Origin of the sequence: Streptomyces sp. JH14, assembly GCF_029428675.1 — a bacterium.
GTDB lineage: Bacteria > Actinomycetota > Actinomycetes > Streptomycetales > Streptomycetaceae > Streptomyces.
In genome coordinates this window covers 6286389-6303512 of the sequence record NZ_JAJNEL010000001.1, presented here as the reverse complement: position 1 = coordinate 6303512, position 17124 = coordinate 6286389, and the positions used below count along the sequence as shown (strand labels likewise).

Below are 17124 nucleotides of genomic sequence, written 5' to 3'. Positions count from 1 at the left end.
GACGGGGCGTCAGGAACCCTCGTAGGTCGGCGGCCGGTGCTCGTACCATCGCTGATCGGCCTCCAGCTGCGCGGCGAGGGAGATCAGCAGCGCCTCGCTGCGGGAGGGGCCCAGCAGTTGGGCGCCCACGGGGAGCCCGTCGGCGGTGAACCCGGCGGGGACGTTGATGCCGGGCCAGCCCAGCACGTTCCAGGGCCAGGCGTACGGGCAGGCTTCGGTGATCGCCACATCGGTGCGCCATGCGCTCAGCCCGTCGAAGGTTCCGATACGGGGTGGTGGCGCGGCGGTCGTCGGGGTCAGCAGCACGTCGTACCCGGCGCTGTCCGGTGAGGTCCGGAAGAACCCGCCGATCCTGCGGTGCTGGCGCACTTCGCGCGCCCTGGCAGCCCGCACCACTCGGCCGCCGAGCCGGGTGCCGGTGCGCAGGGCGCTGCGGGTGCGCGGGTCGAGGAGGGCGGGTTCGGGGTGGAGTGCGGCGAGCTCGGCGATCCCCGCGGTGGCACGGGGGACGAAGCCGAGGCCGATCAGCCCGTAACGGGGCCTGGCTTCCTCGACCAGGTGACCGAGCCGGGCGAGGACCTCGGCCAGCGCGGTGACCGCCCGTCGTACGTCCGGGTGGGGGGTCGTGCCGGTGAGGGTGAGCGGGGGCCGCCAGGCGAGAGCGATCCGCAGCCTGCCCGGGTCGCGTTCCGCGGCGGCCGAGGCGGCGACGGGCGGCGGCCGGTACAGGTCGTCGGGGTGCGGCCCGGCGACCGCGTCGAGCAGCAGTGCGGCGTCGGCGACGGTCCGGCCCAGCGGGCCGTTGACGGTGAGGCCCTGGAACGCGTCGTGGTGGGGGTGTACGGAGATCCGGCCGCGCTGCGGTTTGATGCCGACCAGATGGGTCCAGGCGGCGGGGATCCGGACGGACCCGGCGCCGTCGGAACCGAGCGCGGCAGGAACCAGCCCGGCGGCGACGGCTGCCGCCGAACCGCCTGACGAGCCGCCGGGGGTGTGCCCGGTGTGCCAGGGGTTACGGGTGGCCCCGAAGGCGGGCCCTTCGGTGAAGGGCCACTGGCCGAGCTCGCAGGAGTTGGTCTTCCCGACGATCACGGCACCGGCCGCCCGCAGCCGTCTCACGGCTTCGCTGTCGGCGGTGGCGGCGGGCAGGTCGCCCCCGCAGCCGAAGTAGGTGGGCATGCCTGCGACATCGGTGTCGTCCTTGACGGCGACCGGCACACCGAGCAGCGGCAGCCGCTCCCCCACGGCGAGCCGCCGGTCGGCTTCGGCGGCCTCGGCCAGCGCGGACACGGCACGCAGCTGGCGAAAGGCGTTGAGGGTGCCCTGGCTCGCTTCGATGCGCGCGAGAGCGGCGGACACCTGCTGGGTCGAGGTGGTACGGCCGGCGGCCAGCGCCCGTGCGGTGTCGGCCAGTCCGGCCGGATGGCCCGGTTCGGTCGGCTCGGTGGATTCCACGGCTTCTGCGGAGGACATCGGGTGCCCGCCTCCCGGATATCGGTGCGTGCCCGCACCTGACGGCCCGTACAGACTTACTGGAGGGTAACGAGTGGGGGCGGTCCGCTCAACCGTTCCGCGGGGAGCGGCGCGGCGAGGTCCGGAAAGTGGCAGGCAGGGCGGCTGGACTGTCGGTGCCGGTTGCTACGTTCTCCTGCGAAGGACACCGAGCGGAACGGGGTGGAGGGGGACCGGTGGACACAGTGGTCGAGAGGGCGTTCCGGGGGGAGTTCGAGACGCACCTGACCGTGCGGCTCGGAGCCGACGCCGCCACCGGTGCGCGCCTGGAGCGGTGGGCCGGCCTGAGCGGTCTGAAACTCACCCGTATCGTGCTGGACCGTGGCGCCATGCCCGACCAGCCGATGCTGACCGAACGGGGGCGGGGCACCCTCGCCGAGCAGCGGGCCGTCGCCCGTCTCCGGTCCGCCGAACTGCGGACTGCGGGCTTCTCCGTCGTACGGGTGAAGATCGAGGCGGCTCCATGGAACGAGGAGATACCACGGACAGCGGTCGAAGCGGCCGCGCTGTCGTCGGTCTGCCATTTCGAGCACCACGTCAAGCTGCTGCTTTCGGGGGAGGCGGAGGTGGCCATGGCACGGGTCGTGGCCGAGCGGCACAGCGCGCACCTCTCGCGCAACGCCCGCCGCGCCGCCCGGCAAGGGCGCCACGAACGGTTCGTCACCCAGCGCTGCCGCGGAGTCGGCCGTCCGCAGGCCCGCGTCCGGCTCGACGCCCTCCTCGGCGCGCTGGCCGCTGCCGGCCTCGAAGTGACGGAGACCGAGGAGGAGTTCGTGGTGCACGACGACCATCCTGCGGTGGACGCGGGCTGGATCGACGAGCGGACCGGGGAATGGGGCACGGAGCGGAGCGGCAACGAGGTGACCGCATGAGTGCGAGGGACCGGCCGTTCCCCGGCGAACCGGCGTTCCGAGATCCCTCCCTCGCACCACGCTGGCGGGCCGCCCGGCGCACCGTCCAGGACCATCTGCTCCAGGTCATCACCGAGTCGGCGTGGGGCGACGGGCTGATCCTGCGGGGCAGTCTCCCTCTCCAGGCCTGGGTCGGCGCGGCCGCCCGGGAACCGGGCGATCTGGACTGGATCGTGCTGGAGCCGTCGTCGGACCAGTTCACCGACCGCCTCGACCCCTATCCGTACGTCGCCGGGATCGATGTCGTCCAGCAGTGGCCCGAAGCCGCGGACGGCGCGGCCGCCGCCGAGCTGTGGACGGACGGCGAGTGCCACGCCACCGGCGGCTCCCGGCCCGTGCTCGCGCCCGAGGGGCTGCACTGGATCGACTCCGACGCACGGGAGCCGAGCCCCGCCCCGCAGGACGAGGTCGCCGCGGCGCTGAAGGCTGGTCCGCCACTGCCCCAGGGCATCCGGATCGATCCGGGCGCGGTGACGTCGGACGGCGTGTGGATGTACCGGGAGTACGAGACCCCCGGCGTGCGTGTCGTCGTCCCCTGGCAGGCGGACGGGGTGCCTCCGGGCGAACTGCGCATGGACTTCGCCCAGGACGAGCGGTTGCCGGAAGCCCCCGTGTGGACGGCCTGCCCACGTGTCGGCGGCGGGCCGCCCCTGCCGGTGCGGACGGCGAGTCCCGAGCTCTCGCTCGCCTGGAAGCTGCTCTGGCTCGCCGAGGACCAGCAGGCCGAGGGCCGTTCGGCGGCCAAGGATCTGTACGACGCGGTGCTGCTTGCGGAGCTCCCGCGGACCCGGCTGACGCCGCAGCTGCTGCACACGGTGCTGGGGCCGCACGCATCCGGCTTCAGCCCGGAGGCGGTGCTGGACTGGCTGGTGAACTGGTCGGCGTTCCACGCGGATCACCCGTGGGTGGACGCCGGTCCGGACGCGCTGCGGACGCGACTGGCGCGTGCGCTCGCCGCGCTGCCGGCAGCGGTGCCGGATCGCTGATGGCCCCGTCGTCGGGAGAGCCACCGTGCCGCGGACCGATGTCTGCGGGGGCGTACGGCACTCACTCCCGCAGACATCGACCGCATGGACACACAGCGTGCGCTACGGCTGGACGCTGATCTCGCCGATCCCGGTGCCGAGGCCGGCGCAGTGCGCGGTGGACTGGCCGGACTGCCCCGGATTGAGGGTGACGTGTTCACCGTCCATGTCCGGAGACCAGCCGCAGACCAGGTGCACCCAGAAGGTCTGCGCCGTACTGCCGTTGTTCCGGCACAGCGCGTAGCCGGTGTAGTCGTCGATCTCGTGCTTGCCGGTGTCGCAGGACAGACCCGGCGGCGTCACCCGGGGCGTCACCGCGGTGGACACGGTCGCGGGCACCGCAAGGGCCACGGCTGTTCCCGCGACCACGGCGCCCCGCAGCACGGCTCTGGACACGTTCCCCACGGACACGGGCACGGACCTGAACAGGGGTGTCGGCCTGGACGACTTCATGCTTCGTACTTCCCTTTCGCTGTGACGATCTCGGTGCCCCGACACCGTCCCCCACCGTCCGTGACCAAAAACACCGCATGACCTCACCCTGTGTACGCGGGTGCGGTGCCGACGCGAAATCGCGGCCGTACCCGACCCGGCGTACGCTCAAAAAGTCGGACCGCGGACCGAAGAGTTCCGGTAGCCCCTTTCGAGGGAGGCGACGTGACCGGCACACCCATCGGCAGGCGTTCGGCCGTCTGGACAGCGGCCGTCGTGCTCGGTCTCACGAGCGGCGGATTGACCGGCGCAGGTGCGGCACGGGCCGATGACGACATCGACACGCTGTCCGCCCGGCAGATAGCCGACCGCTCCCGCGAGGCCCTCCTGAGTGCCCACTCCCTGCACCTCAGTACCCGTGGCGATTTCGACGGCCGCGGTACGTCGACCACCGTGGATCTCGTCCTGGACCGGGACGGCAACTGCAACGGGTCGCTGCACCTGGGCAAGGACCGGGGATCCGTCCGGATCGTGAGGCGGGGCGACACCGTCTGGATCAAACCGGACGCCGTCTTCTGGAAGAGGCAGGCCCCCGACCTGGGCGACGCCTCCGCCGCGATTCTCGCCAGCCACTACACGAAGGGCTCGGCCTCGGACCCTCGGCTGCGCAACTTGGCGAGCACCTGCGACCTGGACACGTTCCGGAATGCGATCAGCGGCAACGCGACCAAGGCCAAGGGAACGCTGACGAAGGGAAGGAAGACCACCCTCGGAGGAGCTTCCGTCATCCCGCTGTTCCGGATGGACAAGGGCCGGAAGCTGACGATGTACGTCGCGGCCACCGGCAAGCCGTATCCGCTGCGGATCACGGCGACGGGCGGCTCGCCCAAGGCGAACGCGACCATGAACTTCTCGGCCTTCGACAAACCGGTGCCCACGGCCACGCCGTCACCGGAGGAGACGTTCGACATCGACGAGGCACCGGCCCGCGCGACGTGACGGCCGTCTGCACTCAACTGCCTTGCCGGCCCGAGTCGTTCAGCCAGGCATCCTGGGCAGGGCCAGCAGACTGCCGAGGAGGACGAACAGGACCAGGAACGCTGCGGTGCCCCCGGCATCGACGTCGTTCTCGACCACATGTCCCCCGATGAACGCCCATGCCACCGAACCGCCCAGACCTCGATCGCCCCGCAGGGGCACAACTCGGCGCGCATCCCGGCCACGTCACGCAGCTCCGCAGGCGCGTGGGGATCGAGCAGGATCACGGCCCCGGTGGTCGGATCTTGCCCGAAGAGGCTCGGGGCGTTACCTTGCGCACCGGCCCCTGGCGCAGCAGGCATCCGGCCCGACCGTCACGGTCGGGCCGAGGTCGCCGCTCACCAGGTCTTCGGAAGCGCGCCGAGCGACGGACGCAGTGATGCTGTGCGCCGTTTCGACGGACGGTCAACCGGTGAGGGCCGGGATGACTGTCGCACCGTAGGCGTCGATCGTGGCTTCGCGTGCATCGTGCATGTTGTAGACCGCGAACTGGTCGACGCCCAGGTCGCGCAGCGCCTGGAGTTTCTCGATGTGTGCCTCGGCGGGACCCAGCAGGCAGAACCGGTCGACGATCTCGTCCGGCACGAAGGCGGTATCCGGGTTGCCCGCGCGGCCGTGGTGGCTGTAGTCGTATCCGGACCGTCCGGCGATGTACTCGGTGAGGGCCTCGGGGACCAGTGCGGAGTGTTCGCCGTACCGGGACACCAGGTCCGCGACGTGGTTGCCGACCATCCCGCCGAACCAGCGGCACTGCTCGCGGGCATGGTCGAGATCGTCGCCGACATAGGCGGGGGCGGCGACGCAGATGGTCACCGCGTCCGGGTCGCGGCCCGCCTCGGCCGCCGCCTCCCGTACCGCCTTGATCATCCACTCGGTCAGGTACGGGTCGGCCAGCTGGAGGATGAACCCGTCGGCCTTCTGCCCGGCCAGCGCCAGCGCCTTCGGGCCGTACGCGGCCATCCAGACCGGCAGTCTGCCGTCCTTCACCCAGGGGATCCGGATCTGCTGCCCGTCGACGGTCGCCTCCCGGCCCTCGGCGAGGTCGCGGATGACGTCGATGGCCTCTCCGAGGCGGGCCAGGGTGTTCGGCCTGCGCCCGGCGACACGCATCGCCGAGTCACCCCGGCCGATGCCGCAGACGGTGCGGTTGCCGTACATGTCGTTGAGGGTCGCGAAGGTGGAGGCGGTCACCTCCCAGGTGCGGGTGCCCGGGTTGGTGACCATGGGGCCGACGACGAGGCGTTCGGTGTGTTCCAGGATCCGGCTGTAGATGACGAACGGCTCCTGCCACAGCACGGCCGAGTCGAAAGTCCAGCCGTAGCGGAAGCCGTTGCGTTCGGCTCGGCGCATCAGGCCGACGACGGCGGAGGCGGGCGGGTCGGTCTGGAGAACGAGTCCGAAGTCCATGACGGTGCTCCTGGTCCAGGTACTGGCTGGTGGCGCGAGGGGTGTACATGCCGTGTCCGGCGCGGCCGGTGAACTTCCGCCGGCCGGTGATCACCGGCTCTGGGGGCGTCGGCCCTGAGTGACGTGCTCCGGGAGATCCTTCCACATCGGGCCGCGCCGAACCTTGTGCAACGACCCCTCGAACGCGAGTCGTGGGAACCCTGCGAGAAGGGCGGATGGGCGCGAAGCGCAGTGCCCATGGGGACGGCCGGGCGAGGACTGCGCCTCTCATGCCCGCCTCTTGCCTGCCATCAGGGTCAGATACACGACGAGCGACGCGCCGAGCCCCACGGCCCACCCGTAGTCGGCGAGGGGCTTGAGGAACGGGATCAGACCGTCGACGGGCAACGGCCCCTGTTTGACCCCGTTCTCGTTGACGGTCGAGTACGACCCTCCGACGGCGAGCACTCCGCCCACCACGAAGGCCGCAACGGCCCGCCAGTTCCAGCCGGCCCTGTACCAGTAGCGTCCGCCGGCCACGTAGAGGTCGGCGAGGTACAGCGTGGTGCGGCGGATGATCCAGTAGTCGGCGATCAGAATGCCCGCGACCGTGCCGAGCAGTCCGCCGACCACGCCCAGCCACGTGAAGATGTACAGCTCGGGCGTGGACGTCAGCTTCCACGGCATGATCAGCACGCCCAGCACACCCGTGATGAGGGCGCCCCTGCGAAAGTTGATGACCTTCGGTGCCAGGTTCGCCAGGTCGTACGCGGGTGAGACGACGTTGGCGGCGATGTTCACGGAGATCGTCGCCACGAACACGGTGATGAGCGCGAAGAGCAGACCGAAGACGTTGTCCGTCTTGCCGGCCAGCGCGACCGGGTCCCAGATCGCCGCCCCGTACACCTGCTCCGAACCGGCCGTCACCAGCACCGACATGAGGGCGAAGACCGTCATGGTGGTCGGCAGGCCGAGCGTCTGGCCCCACACCTGGGCACGCTGGCCCTTCCCGAAGCGCGTGAAGTCGGGGATGTTCAGAGACAGCGTGCTCCAGAAACCGATCATGCCCATCAGGCCGGGGAAGAAGACCTTCCAGAAGTCCGCTCCCCAGCCGAGCTTCGACGGCTCGTGCAGCAGCGGACCGAAGCCGCCGGCCTTGTTCGCGATCCAGACGAGCAGCACGACCGCGCCGACGAGCACGAAGGGCGCCGCCCAGTTCTCGAAGCGGCGCAGCGTGTCCATTCCCCGGTAGATGATGGCGAGTTCGAGCACCCAGAAGATGACGAAGCACAACCAGAGGGTCCACGGGTAGCCGCCCACCTCGGACGCGTCCGCCCAGCCTCCGAAGATCTTCCCGAGGAGCACGAAGATGCCCTGGCCGCCGATCCAGGTCTGGATGCCGAACCAGCAGCAGGCGACGGCGGCCCGCACCATGGCCGGCAGGTTCGCCCCGCGGATCCCGAACGAGGCTCGGGCCAGGACCGGGAACGGTATGCCGTACTTGGGTCCGGCGTGCCCGGTCAGGAGCATCGGAAACAGCACGATCACGTTGGCCAGGCCGATGGTGAGAACCGCCTGCCTCCAGTCCATACCCAGCGCGACGAGGCCGGAGGCCAGCGTCCAGGACGGAATGCAGTGGGCCATGCCGATCCACAGGGCCACGAAGTTGTACGTGGTCCAGCGTCGTTCGGCGATGGGGACGGGGCGCAGGTCCTCGTTGGCGTAGCGGCTGCCGGCGGGATAGGCATCCGCGCCGAGCTCCACGGCGGCGGGGCCTGCGACGGGTGACGAGGGTGGGGCGGTGTCGGTCATGGGCAGTCCGTTCGATGAGGGTTCCTGCGGGGGACGGGGAACATGGCCATACGGGTGCCGTGAACTGCTGTGCTCGGTATGGGTGTTGTCGCGTCACGCATGCACCGCGGGGATCACGTCCCGCGCGCAGGTGCCGATCACCTCCTGTTCCGCCTCGCCCGTCGCGCACCCCGCGAACCGGTCGAGGCCCGGCTCCCGCAGCGCTCACACCCCCTCGACGTCCGCCTCGGCCGGCCCGAGCAGGCAGCGGCGGTCGACGATCCCGTCCGGGACGGAAGCCGCCGCCGGGCTTCCGTCCCGGACGTGGTGGGCGTGGTGGCGTGAACGGGCGGCCCGCTAGTCCAGGTACTGACTGGTGGCGCGCGGGGTGTACATGCCGTGCCCGGCACGGCCGGTGAACTTCCGCCGGTCGATGACGACTTCGCCGCGCGAAAGGACGGTGTCGACCTGACCGGTGAGCTGCTTCCCTTCGTACGCCGAGTAGTCGACGTTCATGTGATGGGTCTCGGCAGAGAGGGTCTGCTCGGCATGCGGGTCGTAGATGACGACGTCGGCGTCGGCGCCCGGGGCGATGGTGCCCTTCTTCGGGTAGAGACCGAACATCCGGGCCGGGGAGGCGCAGGCGATCTCGATCCAGCGACGGCGGGAGATGCGGCCCTCCACGACCGCCTGGTGCAACAGGTCCATCCGGTTCTCCACGCCGGGCATGCCGTTCGGGATCTTCGAGAAGTCGCCGCGGCCCATCTCCTTCTGGCCGGAGAAGCAGAACGGGCAGTGGTCGGTGGAGACGACCTGGAGTTCGTTGTTCCGAAGGCCGCGCCAGAGCGCCTCCTGGTGCTCCTTGGGCCGCAGCGGGGTGGAGCAGACGTACTTCGCGCCCTCGAAGTCCGGCTCGGCAAGGTTGTCGGTGGAGAGGAAGAGGTACTGCGGACAGGTCTCGCCGAAGACCGGAAGTCCCTTGTGGCGGGCGGCCGCCAGCTCGGCGACGGCCTCGTCGGCGGAGACATGCACGACATACAGCGGGGATCCGGCGACGCGGGCCAGCTGGATGGCGCGATGGGTGGCCTCGGCCTCCAGCGCCACCTTGCGGACATCGCCGTGATAGCGCGGATCGGTGCGGCCCGCGGCCAGTGCCTGCTCGACGAGGACGTCGATCGCGATGCCGTTCTCGGCGTGCATCATGATCAGCCCGCCGTTGCCGGCGGCCCTCTGCATGGCGCGCAGGATCTGCCCGTCGTCGCTGTAGAAGACCCCGGGGTAGGCCATGAACAGCTTGAAACGTGTGTGGCTGCGCCCTCCGACATCGCGACGTCCGCTCCGCGACGGGCCCGCTGGGGCGGAGCGCCGAGCCGCGGGTCGAAGGTGCCGGTGATGTGGAGATCCGGCAGGCCGTAGCGAGGCGGCACGGAGGTGCCGTCGTAACCGTCTCCAAGTGCGCATATAGCCCTCTCCCAGACCCCGGCCTTCAGATGGTCCAGAGCGCGCTGATAGAGGCTCTGCGGACGCTGCCCCTGTGTGACGTGCTCGGGAAGAGCTTTCCACATGAGGCCATGCCGAACCTTGTACAACGACGCCTCGAACGCGAGTCGCGGGGGCACAATCCTGGACTTCTTCTTCGGGATTGGGAAGAGCGCCTCGATCTTCTCCCACTGCGTGTCGGTGAGTGGCGGGGGGACGAGCCGTCCGCTCCTCTCGAACCAGGTCTCGAACGGGCACCCGGCGCTTCGCAGAGCGCCCGGCACCGTGCTCGTGACTCGGACCTCGATACCGAGAAGGTCGAGAAGGTCACGCTTCTTCTCCGCGGAGAGGTCGTCGAGTCGAGGACGAGCCTGGAGGGCGAGGTCGAGAACCTCTTTGGCTCGGTCTTCCTGCTGCTCGGCTTCAAGAAGCCATTCCATGGTGTCGTCACGCATTTTTCGTAGCTGAAGTTCCTTGTTCTTCAGCTCCGTCTTCACTTCGGCGATTGTTTCCTGGATCTCCTGTTCGGTTTCAGCGTCGTCGCTGTCGTCGGCCGCCATAACTGCCGCGAGGGCGACCAGCTTCTTCTTTCGCATACGCCGGTTGCGTTCTATCTGCTCGTCCAGATCTGCTATACGTTCGCGATATGCGCGGGAACGCTTGGGGACGTCGCCGACCCATTCCTCTGCCAGACTCTTGAGCTTTGACTGATCGCCGAGAGTGGCAGCCACCTCGTCCCACACCACGGTTTCGAGTGGGGCAGCGAGTATTTCCTGGCAACCGCACGGTTCGACCTCTCGGCGGCCGCTGCATCGATAAGTGATCCGGTCGCGCATCTCACGGTAGGTACCGACGTAGTGGTGTCCGCAGAGCGCCTTGGCACGTCCGGACAGCAAATAGTCCTTGTGGCTCTGCTTGCTGAAGGACCGTCGCGCGAGCGCTTTGCGGACCTGCTCGACTCGCTCGGCCGGCAGCGGTGCGGGGACGGGAATCCGGACCGTCCCTCCGTAGAGGGGCAGGCCGTCGGATCCCATACGCACCGAGTTGCCACGGGGGTGATCGGTGTTGCGGTAGAGGATGTAACCGTCGAGTGCGGTCTGCATGAAGACGCGGATGAGGTTGGCCCCGGTCCAGGGAAGACCGCGGGGTGTGCTGTACCCGAGCAGATTGAGTCCACGGGCCGCATCCTCAGCGCTCTTACGCTCATCGGCGATGAGGTGCGCGGCCACTTCCAGAAGCTTGACGCCCGCCTTGCGGAGGCTCGCGGTTTCGTTGGATCCCTTGCCAGGGAGTTGGATCCAGAACGGTGCGACGCCGCCGGGCCAGCCGCCGGCTGCCAGCTTCTTCTCCCGGCCACCCATGGTGCGATCGAGGATCATCGTGTGCTCGAGCTCGGCCATGTAGGCGAGGAGGCTGAGCTGGATGCCGAACATCTCGTCATCGCTGTCGATGCGCCCGTCGGCGGTGGCCACGCGGACTTCCATGTCGGTGGTGTCGTAGACCCACCGGTGGATGTCTTTCATCGTCCGCCCGATGCGATCGAGCTTGCCGAAGATGACGAGGTCGAGCCGGCCGTCCTGAATGTCGGCGTTGAGCGCGTCCAGGTCGGGTCGCTGGGCGAGCTTCCCGGAGACGCCACCATCGGTGTAGATCTCGTAGGTGTACTTTCCCTTGCCGATTTTGAAGTCAAGCCAGGCTATGCACTCCTCGAACTGAACCTGCAGGCCGTATCCCTTGAGCTGCTTGGCAGTGGACACGCGGAGGTAGACGGCAGCCCGGGTTGGTCCTGCGCTGGGCTTTGGGCCACGGGGATCGGAGCGATTGCGCAACTACTTCTCCTTGGATATGAGAAGGCCCCGGCCGGGGAACTCGACCGGGGCTGAGTGGAGTTCGACCTTTCACAGACACTCTATTCGTGATCACTGACAACGCCAGTTACCAGGCGATTCGACTTCCGGCTCCCCTTCTTCTGGATCGACGCACCGAAGAGCAGAGCCGCGAGGCGCTCACGCTCAAACTGGTTGAGCGTGCGAGGCCGCCAATCGAGGGTTACGACTGGTCGGGCAGATTCCTGGTTGGTGCGGTCGAAGCAGGGCGACGTCAACACGGGCTCCTCGCAGATGGGTCGGACAGGTGCTCATCCGTCATCTTGGCGGGCGTCGGCGGTTTGGGCGGGCCGGTAATACTTGATAGAAGGGCTCCGGACTGTGACCCGAGACCGGTCATCTCCGTCGCTCAGATTCTGCCGAGCCGGAGCTTGAAGCCGGGCGAAGCAGCCACCGCTGGCTACCCCGCAGGAAGTCCGCCGCCGATACCGCCGCTGGGTAGAACGCCTCGTCGCCCTGCTCCCCATCTGGGCCCTTCGGAACGCATGCTCGTCGTCCGGCTGACCCTTTGGAACGTCGCGACAGGCGCCTGGCCTCCGGCAAGCACAGACTGGCTGCCACTGCTCTCCCGCGCTGTCCGCGCACTGGACCGACACGATCTCCCCGAGCAGATCGAGCCCCAGGTCGGCAGCCTCGCCGCAGTCGCCGTTGCCGTGCTCCGAAGCCACGCCCCGCGCTACGAAATAACCCCTGAGACCCTCGCCCTCAACGACGCTTCCCAGGCAGTCGGTCATCTGCTTCCCGCTGTGGATTCCGCGTACGTCACGGAATCCACGGCGCTGCTCGACGCGGCCTTCGGCCCGGCCGTCGACCAGGCAACTGTGCTCGATGTCGCGTCAGATGTTGTCCAGGACGATCCCCTCGCCGACGCCATATGGACTCTCTCCGAAAAGGACCGCGACGTACACCGTCACGGACAGCTGTTTCTCCATGTAACCGGCCGCTTCAGCAACCCCGCGCGGGTAGCACTCGAAGCAGTCGGCGCCGCCGAAGACGCGCCTCTGGTCGGAGCCTGGGCCAGCTCGGACTCCGGCGGCGGAGCCTGGGCGTTGATCGTCTGGCGTCGTCCCGACCTCATCGTGGTCGATGCCCGCCGACCAATTCCCCTCTGGGGGCACTACCAGCTCACCGGCCTGGTCGGGCCCAGAGCTCTCGCCGCACAGCGCAGCTTCGAATCCGCCGCCTCCGGACCCCACGGCCCTCGCAACCAGCCCTTCGAACTGGCTCAGCAAGTCCTGTCGGACCTCGGCCTGGCGGGACCCCGACCACCACACTGTGAGCCATAGCCCATTGGCTACTCGGCGTGGTCCAGGAAGGCACCGCGCCACGGCTCCCGGCCGCCGCCCTCGGGATCTAGGGCCTGTGTGATGTCGTGATGAATCGGCTGCTCGCAGGAGTTCTTCGAGCGGCCCTCCCCACTGCGGAGCTGCGGAAGAGCGGTTCCACCAGCGGAGTCAGGGGAGAACACTCAAAGCTGCAGCACGGGCGGACATCAACTACCCTGCCACCGGAAACCGACGGGTTCGCGGATTCCTGACGCACTCTGGCGACGAACCCGAGGGGCAGTGTTCCTGAACAGCCCGTACTGTACGTCGCGTTCATTGTTCAGGGTCAGGTTGATCACGGCGGCCCTGAGGGCAACGGCTCCGGCGACACCGGCCAGAGCCCTGCCCCTCCGGGGGAGCGGACCGCTCCCTGGAGGGGGCGCAGTCGCTAACTACCCGGCCTTGAGGAAAGGCCTGCTGGAGTACCACCTCTACGAAGACAGCGGGTAACCCGCGTCTTCATCCGCTACGAGGCCTGGCGCTCCCAAACCCGATCTCGACGCCCTTCTACCCCTCCCCCACCTGAGGACCCTGCGGGAGCGGCGCATGGACTATCTGCGGTCCCACCTCGATATGCGGCGGTTTCTCACCATGCGCAGCGACTGCCCGCCGCCGAAGAGCACGGTGTGAGGCAGGGGCACCGGCGGGACCACCTCACGCGAGTTCGGCCTGGAGGGGCTGCAAGAGAGGCTTGGGCCTGAGCAGTGCCCGGCTGACCGCGTCGGCGGGGTTCGGATCGAGGCCGGGTCCCGGCGCCATCTCGATCTCCGGCACCGGCACGACACCACCGCAGGCGGGGCATTCACCGTAGGGGCCGAGTCCGGTTCCGCAGGCGGCGTGCCGGAAGGTGCGCAGTTCGGGGCCCGGGATGTGTGCGCTGCCCCAGGCACTGAGCGACCGCACGGTCGGCCACAACTCGACGCCGCGGTTGGTGAGGAGGTACTCGTCGCGAGGCGGCGACTGCTGGTAGCGGCGCTTTTCGAGGATGCCGGCGTCGGTGAGGGTCTGGAGGCGGGCGGCCAGAACGGCCCTCGGGATGCCGAGGTGGGCGAGGAAGTCCTTGTAGCGTCGCACGCCGTAGAACGCGTCGCGGATGACGAGCAGGGTCCACCGCTCACCGACGATTTCCAGCGCGCGGGCCATGGAACACTCCTGCGCCGCATAGTCCTTACCCAGTGCCATGACCCTCACTGTAGCTCCTTTTACCCCTGTTGGTTCAATGACTGAATCTACAAATGCTAGGGTCGAACCGTCAAAGTTCAGTGAACGAACTGACACTTCGCCGAAAGGGTGGCCCATGACCCGGCTCGACCAAAACCCCAACGCGGCCCCGGCCCGGCCAACGGCCCCGTCCGGCACGTCCGCGCCGCCGGGGACACGGCAGTCGCGCAACGCCCGTTCCACCCTGGCCGTGACCAGCGCAGCCACCGCGGTGGCGCTCATGACCTACACGGCGCCGATGGTGACGCTCCCCGAGACCGCCGCCGACCTGCACACCCCCCTTTCCGCGCAGGCCTGGCTGCTGAACGGCACCCCCCTCGGGCTCGCCGCCCTGCTCCTGGTGGCCGGCAGCCTCGCCGACGACTACGGCCGACGCCGGCTGTTCCTGGCCGGCACAGCCGCTCTCGGCCTCACCACGGCGCTGGGCGCGCTGACCACGTCGACCTGGCTGTTCACGGCGGCCAGGATCGCTCAGGGCGCGGCGAGCGCGGCCATCCTGGCCAGCAGCCTGGGGCTGATCGTTCAGGCGTTTCCGACGCCCAGGGGCCGCCTGCACGCGACGGGCGTGTGGGGCGCGTGCGTCAGCGCAGGCATCGCGGTGGGCCCGCTGGTCGCCGGAGCGATGCCCAGTTGGCGTATCGCCTATGCGGTGCTGGGCGCGGCGGCGCTGATCGTCGCGGCGTCCGGCGTCCGTCCGCTGACGGAATCGCGCGCACCCGAGCGCGGTCGCCCCGACATCGCCGGCGCTCTGGTGTTCAGCCTGGCGCTGGTAGCGCTGGTGGCCGCGCTGACGCTCGGCCGTGACGGATGGCTGCGTGCGCCGGTCGGTGTCCTGCTCGCCACGGCAGTGCTGCTCACTGTCGCTTTCGCGGTACTCGAACGCCGTAACCGGACACCGATGATCGACCTCGGCCTGCTGCGGCGCCCCCGATTCCTGGCCTCCTCCGTGGCCGGTCTGTTCACCGGGCTGGCCGTCATCGGCCTGTTCAGCTACCTGCCCTCGCTGCTGCAGAAGGCCCTCGGGATGTCGGCGATCGGCACCGCGTGGCTCCTCATGCTGTGGTCCGGCATCTCCTTCGCGGTGGCGCTGCAGGCCCGGCGACTGGCCGGCCGGATCTCACCGCGCCACCAGCTGGCGCTGGGATTCATCCTGCACGCCGGCGGCGCGCTGGCCCTGCTGGGCTCGATCGCCGCGGACTCCTGGCTGCGGCTAATGCCGGGCCTGGTCGTGGCCGGTATCGGCAGCGGCCTGCTCAACGCCGCTCTCCCGCTGCTGTCCGTCGAGGCGGTACCCCCCGAGCGGGCGGCCATGGGGTCCGGGGCCCAGCAGACCTTCCGCTACATCGGCTCGTGCGCCGGAGTGGCATTGACCATCGCGATCGTGACTTCCGCGGGATCCGCGGCACACGGAGCGGACATCGCCGTGATCGTCTCGGCGGCGCTCGCCGTGCTCGCGGCCGTCGGTGTGGTCGTCCTGCGGGAAAGGGCCTGAGCACACCGGGTCGCCGAGCCGTACGCCGGATCACCTGCGGGGGAAGCCTGGACGTTCTGCCTCTGCCCGTGAAGCGTCATGCGCGCCCACGCCTCGAAGGGCTGGGCGTCGACCGCCGGCATCGGCCGATGGGTTCAGTCGGAGGCGCGGGTCACCTTGGCCGGGGCGGAGGAGCTGTAGAAAACCGACCGGCCCCGCTTCGTCCGCCTGGCCCGGCCCTGCGCCACGAGCGCCTCCAGGGTGGCACGCACCACGGTGGCCTTGACTCGCCGGCCAGGATGAGCCCGGGCGATGTCCGCGGAGACCTCCGCGGCCGAGCGGGGTTCAGACTGACCGGCCAGGTGACCGCAGACCAGGTCCACCAAGGTGAGCTCGGAGACCTTGCGCGCCTGGTGCACCTCCGGGGTTCCCTGTTCGCCCGGAGCACCAGCCTGCCCCCTTGGCACCGTTTCCTCTGACGCTGCGGCCGGCGTGGAGGGTGCCGCCGGATCCGCACCCTGGCCGCCCAGCGCCTGCCTCACACCCAGCAGCACACCGCGATCCCGTTGCAAGGCATCCAGCCGCTGCTGCAGCCCCTCCATCTCCTGTCCGATGCGGTCCTGTTCCTCGGCATTGTGTGTCAGGTCCTGTTCCACCCGGGCGATGTACTGCGACACCAAGCCGTCAGCCTGAACGGCGACATCAGACACGTCCACTTGACCTCTCATCCATCACGTCGCGGCGGCGGCTCGTCCCTTTCGGGAACATGACCCCGCCCGCCGCCGCGCAGCACACCACCTGGTTCCCCTTTGATACAGCGTAGGCGGTAGGCGCAACTGACCTGGTCAGCATAGGTCCCAGCACCGAGCGCGAGCATCGGGGAACGCTCGCGTGCCGTTGTGCTCGCCGCGTGCGCGCCAGGCCTGCCTCGCACGGCGTTCTGTAAGCTGTGGCCGTGCCCCGACCCGCCAACCCCCTGGTCCGCGAGAATCTCCTCAGCGCGGGACTGGCCCTTTTCCATGCCCAGGGGTTCAACGCGGTGGGCATCAAGGAGATCACCGACACGGCGGGCGTGCCCAAGGGCTCGTTCTACAGCTACTACGGCAGCAAGAACGCCTTCGCCGCTGCCGTCCTCGGCCGGTACTGGACCGGCATCGTCCAAGCTCACGGCGCCATACTGAGCGACGCGTCGATGCCCCCGGCGCAACGCGTCATCCGCTTCTTCGAGGCCCTGACTCAGGACCGCGCCGAGCAGGCGTTCGCGCTGGGCTGCCTGATCGGCAACCTCGCCCTCGAATTGTCCGACCAGAACGAAGAGGCGCGCGAGGAGTTGGCCTCCATCATGGCTCGGTGGTCGGCCCTCGTCGCGGGCTGCCTCGCGGAAGCCAGGACCGAGGGTGGAGTGGCCGAAACGCCCGAGGCCGGCGAGTTGGCTTCCATGGTCATCGAGGCGTGGGAGGGCGCAGCCATGCGCGGTCGCGTCGACCGGAGCCGGGCCCCCTACGACCGCTTTCTCACCGTGTCCCTGCCGCGGCTCATCGGCGTCGCGCACGCTCAGGTCTGAGGCGTCGCGCCCCCGTACCTGTAAAGCCCCTCTCGGTGGACGGAGTTGGCTCCGCGCACCTCGTGCGGTTGCAGCGCTCCCCC

The 17124-nt window shown here is 69.3% G+C and carries 15 protein-coding genes and 1 pseudogene; 7 read left to right on the top strand and 9 right to left on the bottom strand.

Annotated elements, in window-relative coordinates; translation table 11 throughout:
- Positions 1-9: 9 nt before the first annotated feature.
- A complete protein-coding gene (locus tag LRD69_RS28455; RefSeq protein WP_277329392.1) occupies positions 10-1473 on the bottom strand; it encodes an amidase in 1464 nt (487 codons plus the stop codon).
- Positions 1474-1688: 215 nt separating this feature from the next.
- Here LRD69_RS28455 and LRD69_RS28450 point away from each other — a divergent pair, with 215 nt between their 5' ends.
- Together LRD69_RS28450 and LRD69_RS28445 are read left to right on the top strand one after the other, a co-directional pair.
- A complete protein-coding gene (locus tag LRD69_RS28450) occupies positions 1689-2384 on the top strand; it encodes a hypothetical protein (protein WP_277329391.1) in 696 nt (231 codons plus the stop codon).
- Positions 2381-3409, top strand: a complete 1029-nt coding sequence (locus LRD69_RS28445; protein ID WP_277329390.1) for a nucleotidyl transferase AbiEii/AbiGii toxin family protein — start codon at positions 2381-2383, stop codon at positions 3407-3409. The genes LRD69_RS28450 and LRD69_RS28445 overlap by 4 nt, the downstream gene beginning before the upstream one ends.
- A 102-nt stretch (positions 3410-3511) precedes the next feature.
- On the opposite strand, the gene LRD69_RS28440 is transcribed toward LRD69_RS28445, so the two are convergent.
- Entirely contained in the window at positions 3512-3901 is a 390-nt protein-coding gene (locus tag LRD69_RS28440; RefSeq protein WP_277329389.1) for a hypothetical protein, read from the bottom strand.
- Positions 3902-4105: 204 nt separating this feature from the next.
- Between LRD69_RS28440 and LRD69_RS28435 the strand changes: the two genes are divergently transcribed.
- Positions 4106-4879: a hypothetical protein gene (locus LRD69_RS28435; protein WP_277329388.1), complete on the top strand. Its 774-nt coding sequence runs from the start codon at positions 4106-4108 to the stop codon at positions 4877-4879.
- A gap of 39 nt (positions 4880-4918) precedes the next feature.
- Here LRD69_RS28435 and LRD69_RS28430 read toward each other — a convergent pair whose 3' ends face one another.
- The 3 genes from LRD69_RS28430 to LRD69_RS28420 form a co-directional block, all read right to left on the bottom strand.
- Complete coding sequence (locus tag LRD69_RS28430) at positions 4919-5044, bottom strand: hypothetical protein (RefSeq protein WP_277329387.1); 126 nt, start codon at positions 5042-5044, stop codon at positions 4919-4921.
- Between the two features lie 279 nt (positions 5045-5323).
- Positions 5324-6325: a TIGR03842 family LLM class F420-dependent oxidoreductase gene (locus LRD69_RS28425; RefSeq protein WP_277329386.1), complete on the bottom strand. Its 1002-nt coding sequence runs from the start codon at positions 6323-6325 to the stop codon at positions 5324-5326.
- A 267-nt stretch (positions 6326-6592) separates the two neighbouring features.
- A complete protein-coding gene (locus LRD69_RS28420; RefSeq protein WP_277329385.1) occupies positions 6593-8116 on the bottom strand; it encodes an NCS1 family nucleobase:cation symporter-1 in 1524 nt (507 codons plus the stop codon).
- A gap of 78 nt (positions 8117-8194) precedes the next feature.
- On the opposite strand from LRD69_RS28420, the gene LRD69_RS28415 reads away from it, so the two are divergent.
- On the top strand, positions 8195-8440 hold the full coding sequence (locus tag LRD69_RS28415; RefSeq protein WP_277329384.1) for a hypothetical protein: 246 nt from the start codon (positions 8195-8197) through the stop codon (positions 8438-8440).
- Between the two features lie 12 nt (positions 8441-8452).
- On the opposite strand, the pseudogene LRD69_RS28410 reads toward LRD69_RS28415, so the two are convergent.
- A pseudogene (locus tag LRD69_RS28410) lies at positions 8453-9394 on the bottom strand (amidohydrolase family protein); the annotation flags it as partial.
- Positions 9301-11403, bottom strand: coding sequence for a recombinase family protein (locus LRD69_RS28405; protein WP_277329383.1), 2103 nt, complete (start codon positions 11401-11403; stop codon positions 9301-9303). The pseudogene LRD69_RS28410 and the gene LRD69_RS28405, both read right to left, overlap by 94 nt.
- A 542-nt stretch (positions 11404-11945) precedes the next feature.
- Between LRD69_RS28405 and LRD69_RS28400 the strand changes: the two genes are divergently transcribed.
- Positions 11946-12746: a hypothetical protein gene (locus LRD69_RS28400; RefSeq protein ID WP_277329382.1), complete on the top strand. Its 801-nt coding sequence runs from the start codon at positions 11946-11948 to the stop codon at positions 12744-12746.
- A 693-nt stretch (positions 12747-13439) separates the two neighbouring features.
- Here LRD69_RS28400 and LRD69_RS28395 read toward each other — a convergent pair.
- Positions 13440-13967 (bottom strand): helix-turn-helix domain-containing protein, encoded by a 528-nt coding sequence (locus LRD69_RS28395; RefSeq protein ID WP_277329381.1) that lies wholly within the window; start codon positions 13965-13967, stop codon positions 13440-13442.
- 115 nt (positions 13968-14082) lie between these two features.
- Between LRD69_RS28395 and LRD69_RS28390 the strand changes: the two genes are divergently transcribed.
- Positions 14083-15498, top strand: coding sequence for an MFS transporter (locus tag LRD69_RS28390; protein ID WP_277329380.1), 1416 nt, complete (start codon positions 14083-14085; stop codon positions 15496-15498).
- Positions 15499-15632: 134 nt separating this feature from the next.
- Here LRD69_RS28390 and LRD69_RS28385 read toward each other — a convergent pair whose 3' ends face one another.
- Positions 15633-16193 carry a hypothetical protein gene (locus LRD69_RS28385; RefSeq protein ID WP_277329379.1) on the bottom strand — a complete coding sequence of 187 codons (561 nt, stop codon included), beginning with the start codon at positions 16191-16193 and terminating at the stop codon, positions 15633-15635.
- Between the two features lie 239 nt (positions 16194-16432).
- On the opposite strand from LRD69_RS28385, the gene LRD69_RS28380 reads away from it, so the two are divergent.
- Positions 16433-17041 (top strand): TetR/AcrR family transcriptional regulator, encoded by a 609-nt coding sequence (locus LRD69_RS28380; protein WP_277329378.1) that lies wholly within the window; start codon positions 16433-16435, stop codon positions 17039-17041.
- Positions 17042-17124 lie beyond the last annotated feature (83 nt).

Bases quoted from the DNA above. Each gene is read 5' to 3' on its own strand.
- LRD69_RS28455 (WP_277329392.1), bottom strand. From the start codon at position 1,473: ATGTCCTCCGCAGAAGCCGTGGAATCCACCGAGCCGACCGAACCGGGC.
- LRD69_RS28445 (WP_277329390.1), top strand. From the start codon at position 2,381: ATGAGTGCGAGGGACCGGCCGTTCCCCGGCGAACCGGCGTTCCGAGAT.
- LRD69_RS28440 (WP_277329389.1), bottom strand. From the start codon at position 3,901: ATGAAGTCGTCCAGGCCGACACCCCTGTTCAGGTCCGTGCCCGTGTCC.
- LRD69_RS28425 (WP_277329386.1), bottom strand. From the start codon at position 6,325: ATGGACTTCGGACTCGTTCTCCAGACCGACCCGCCCGCCTCCGCCGTC.
- LRD69_RS28420 (WP_277329385.1), bottom strand. From the start codon at position 8,116: ATGACCGACACCGCCCCACCCTCGTCACCCGTCGCAGGCCCCGCCGCC.
- LRD69_RS28415 (WP_277329384.1), top strand. From the start codon at position 8,195: ATGGGTGTTGTCGCGTCACGCATGCACCGCGGGGATCACGTCCCGCGC.
- LRD69_RS28400 (WP_277329382.1), top strand. From the start codon at position 11,946: ATGCTCGTCGTCCGGCTGACCCTTTGGAACGTCGCGACAGGCGCCTGG.
- LRD69_RS28395 (WP_277329381.1), bottom strand. From the start codon at position 13,967: ATGGCACTGGGTAAGGACTATGCGGCGCAGGAGTGTTCCATGGCCCGC.
- LRD69_RS28390 (WP_277329380.1), top strand. From the start codon at position 14,083: ATGACCCGGCTCGACCAAAACCCCAACGCGGCCCCGGCCCGGCCAACG.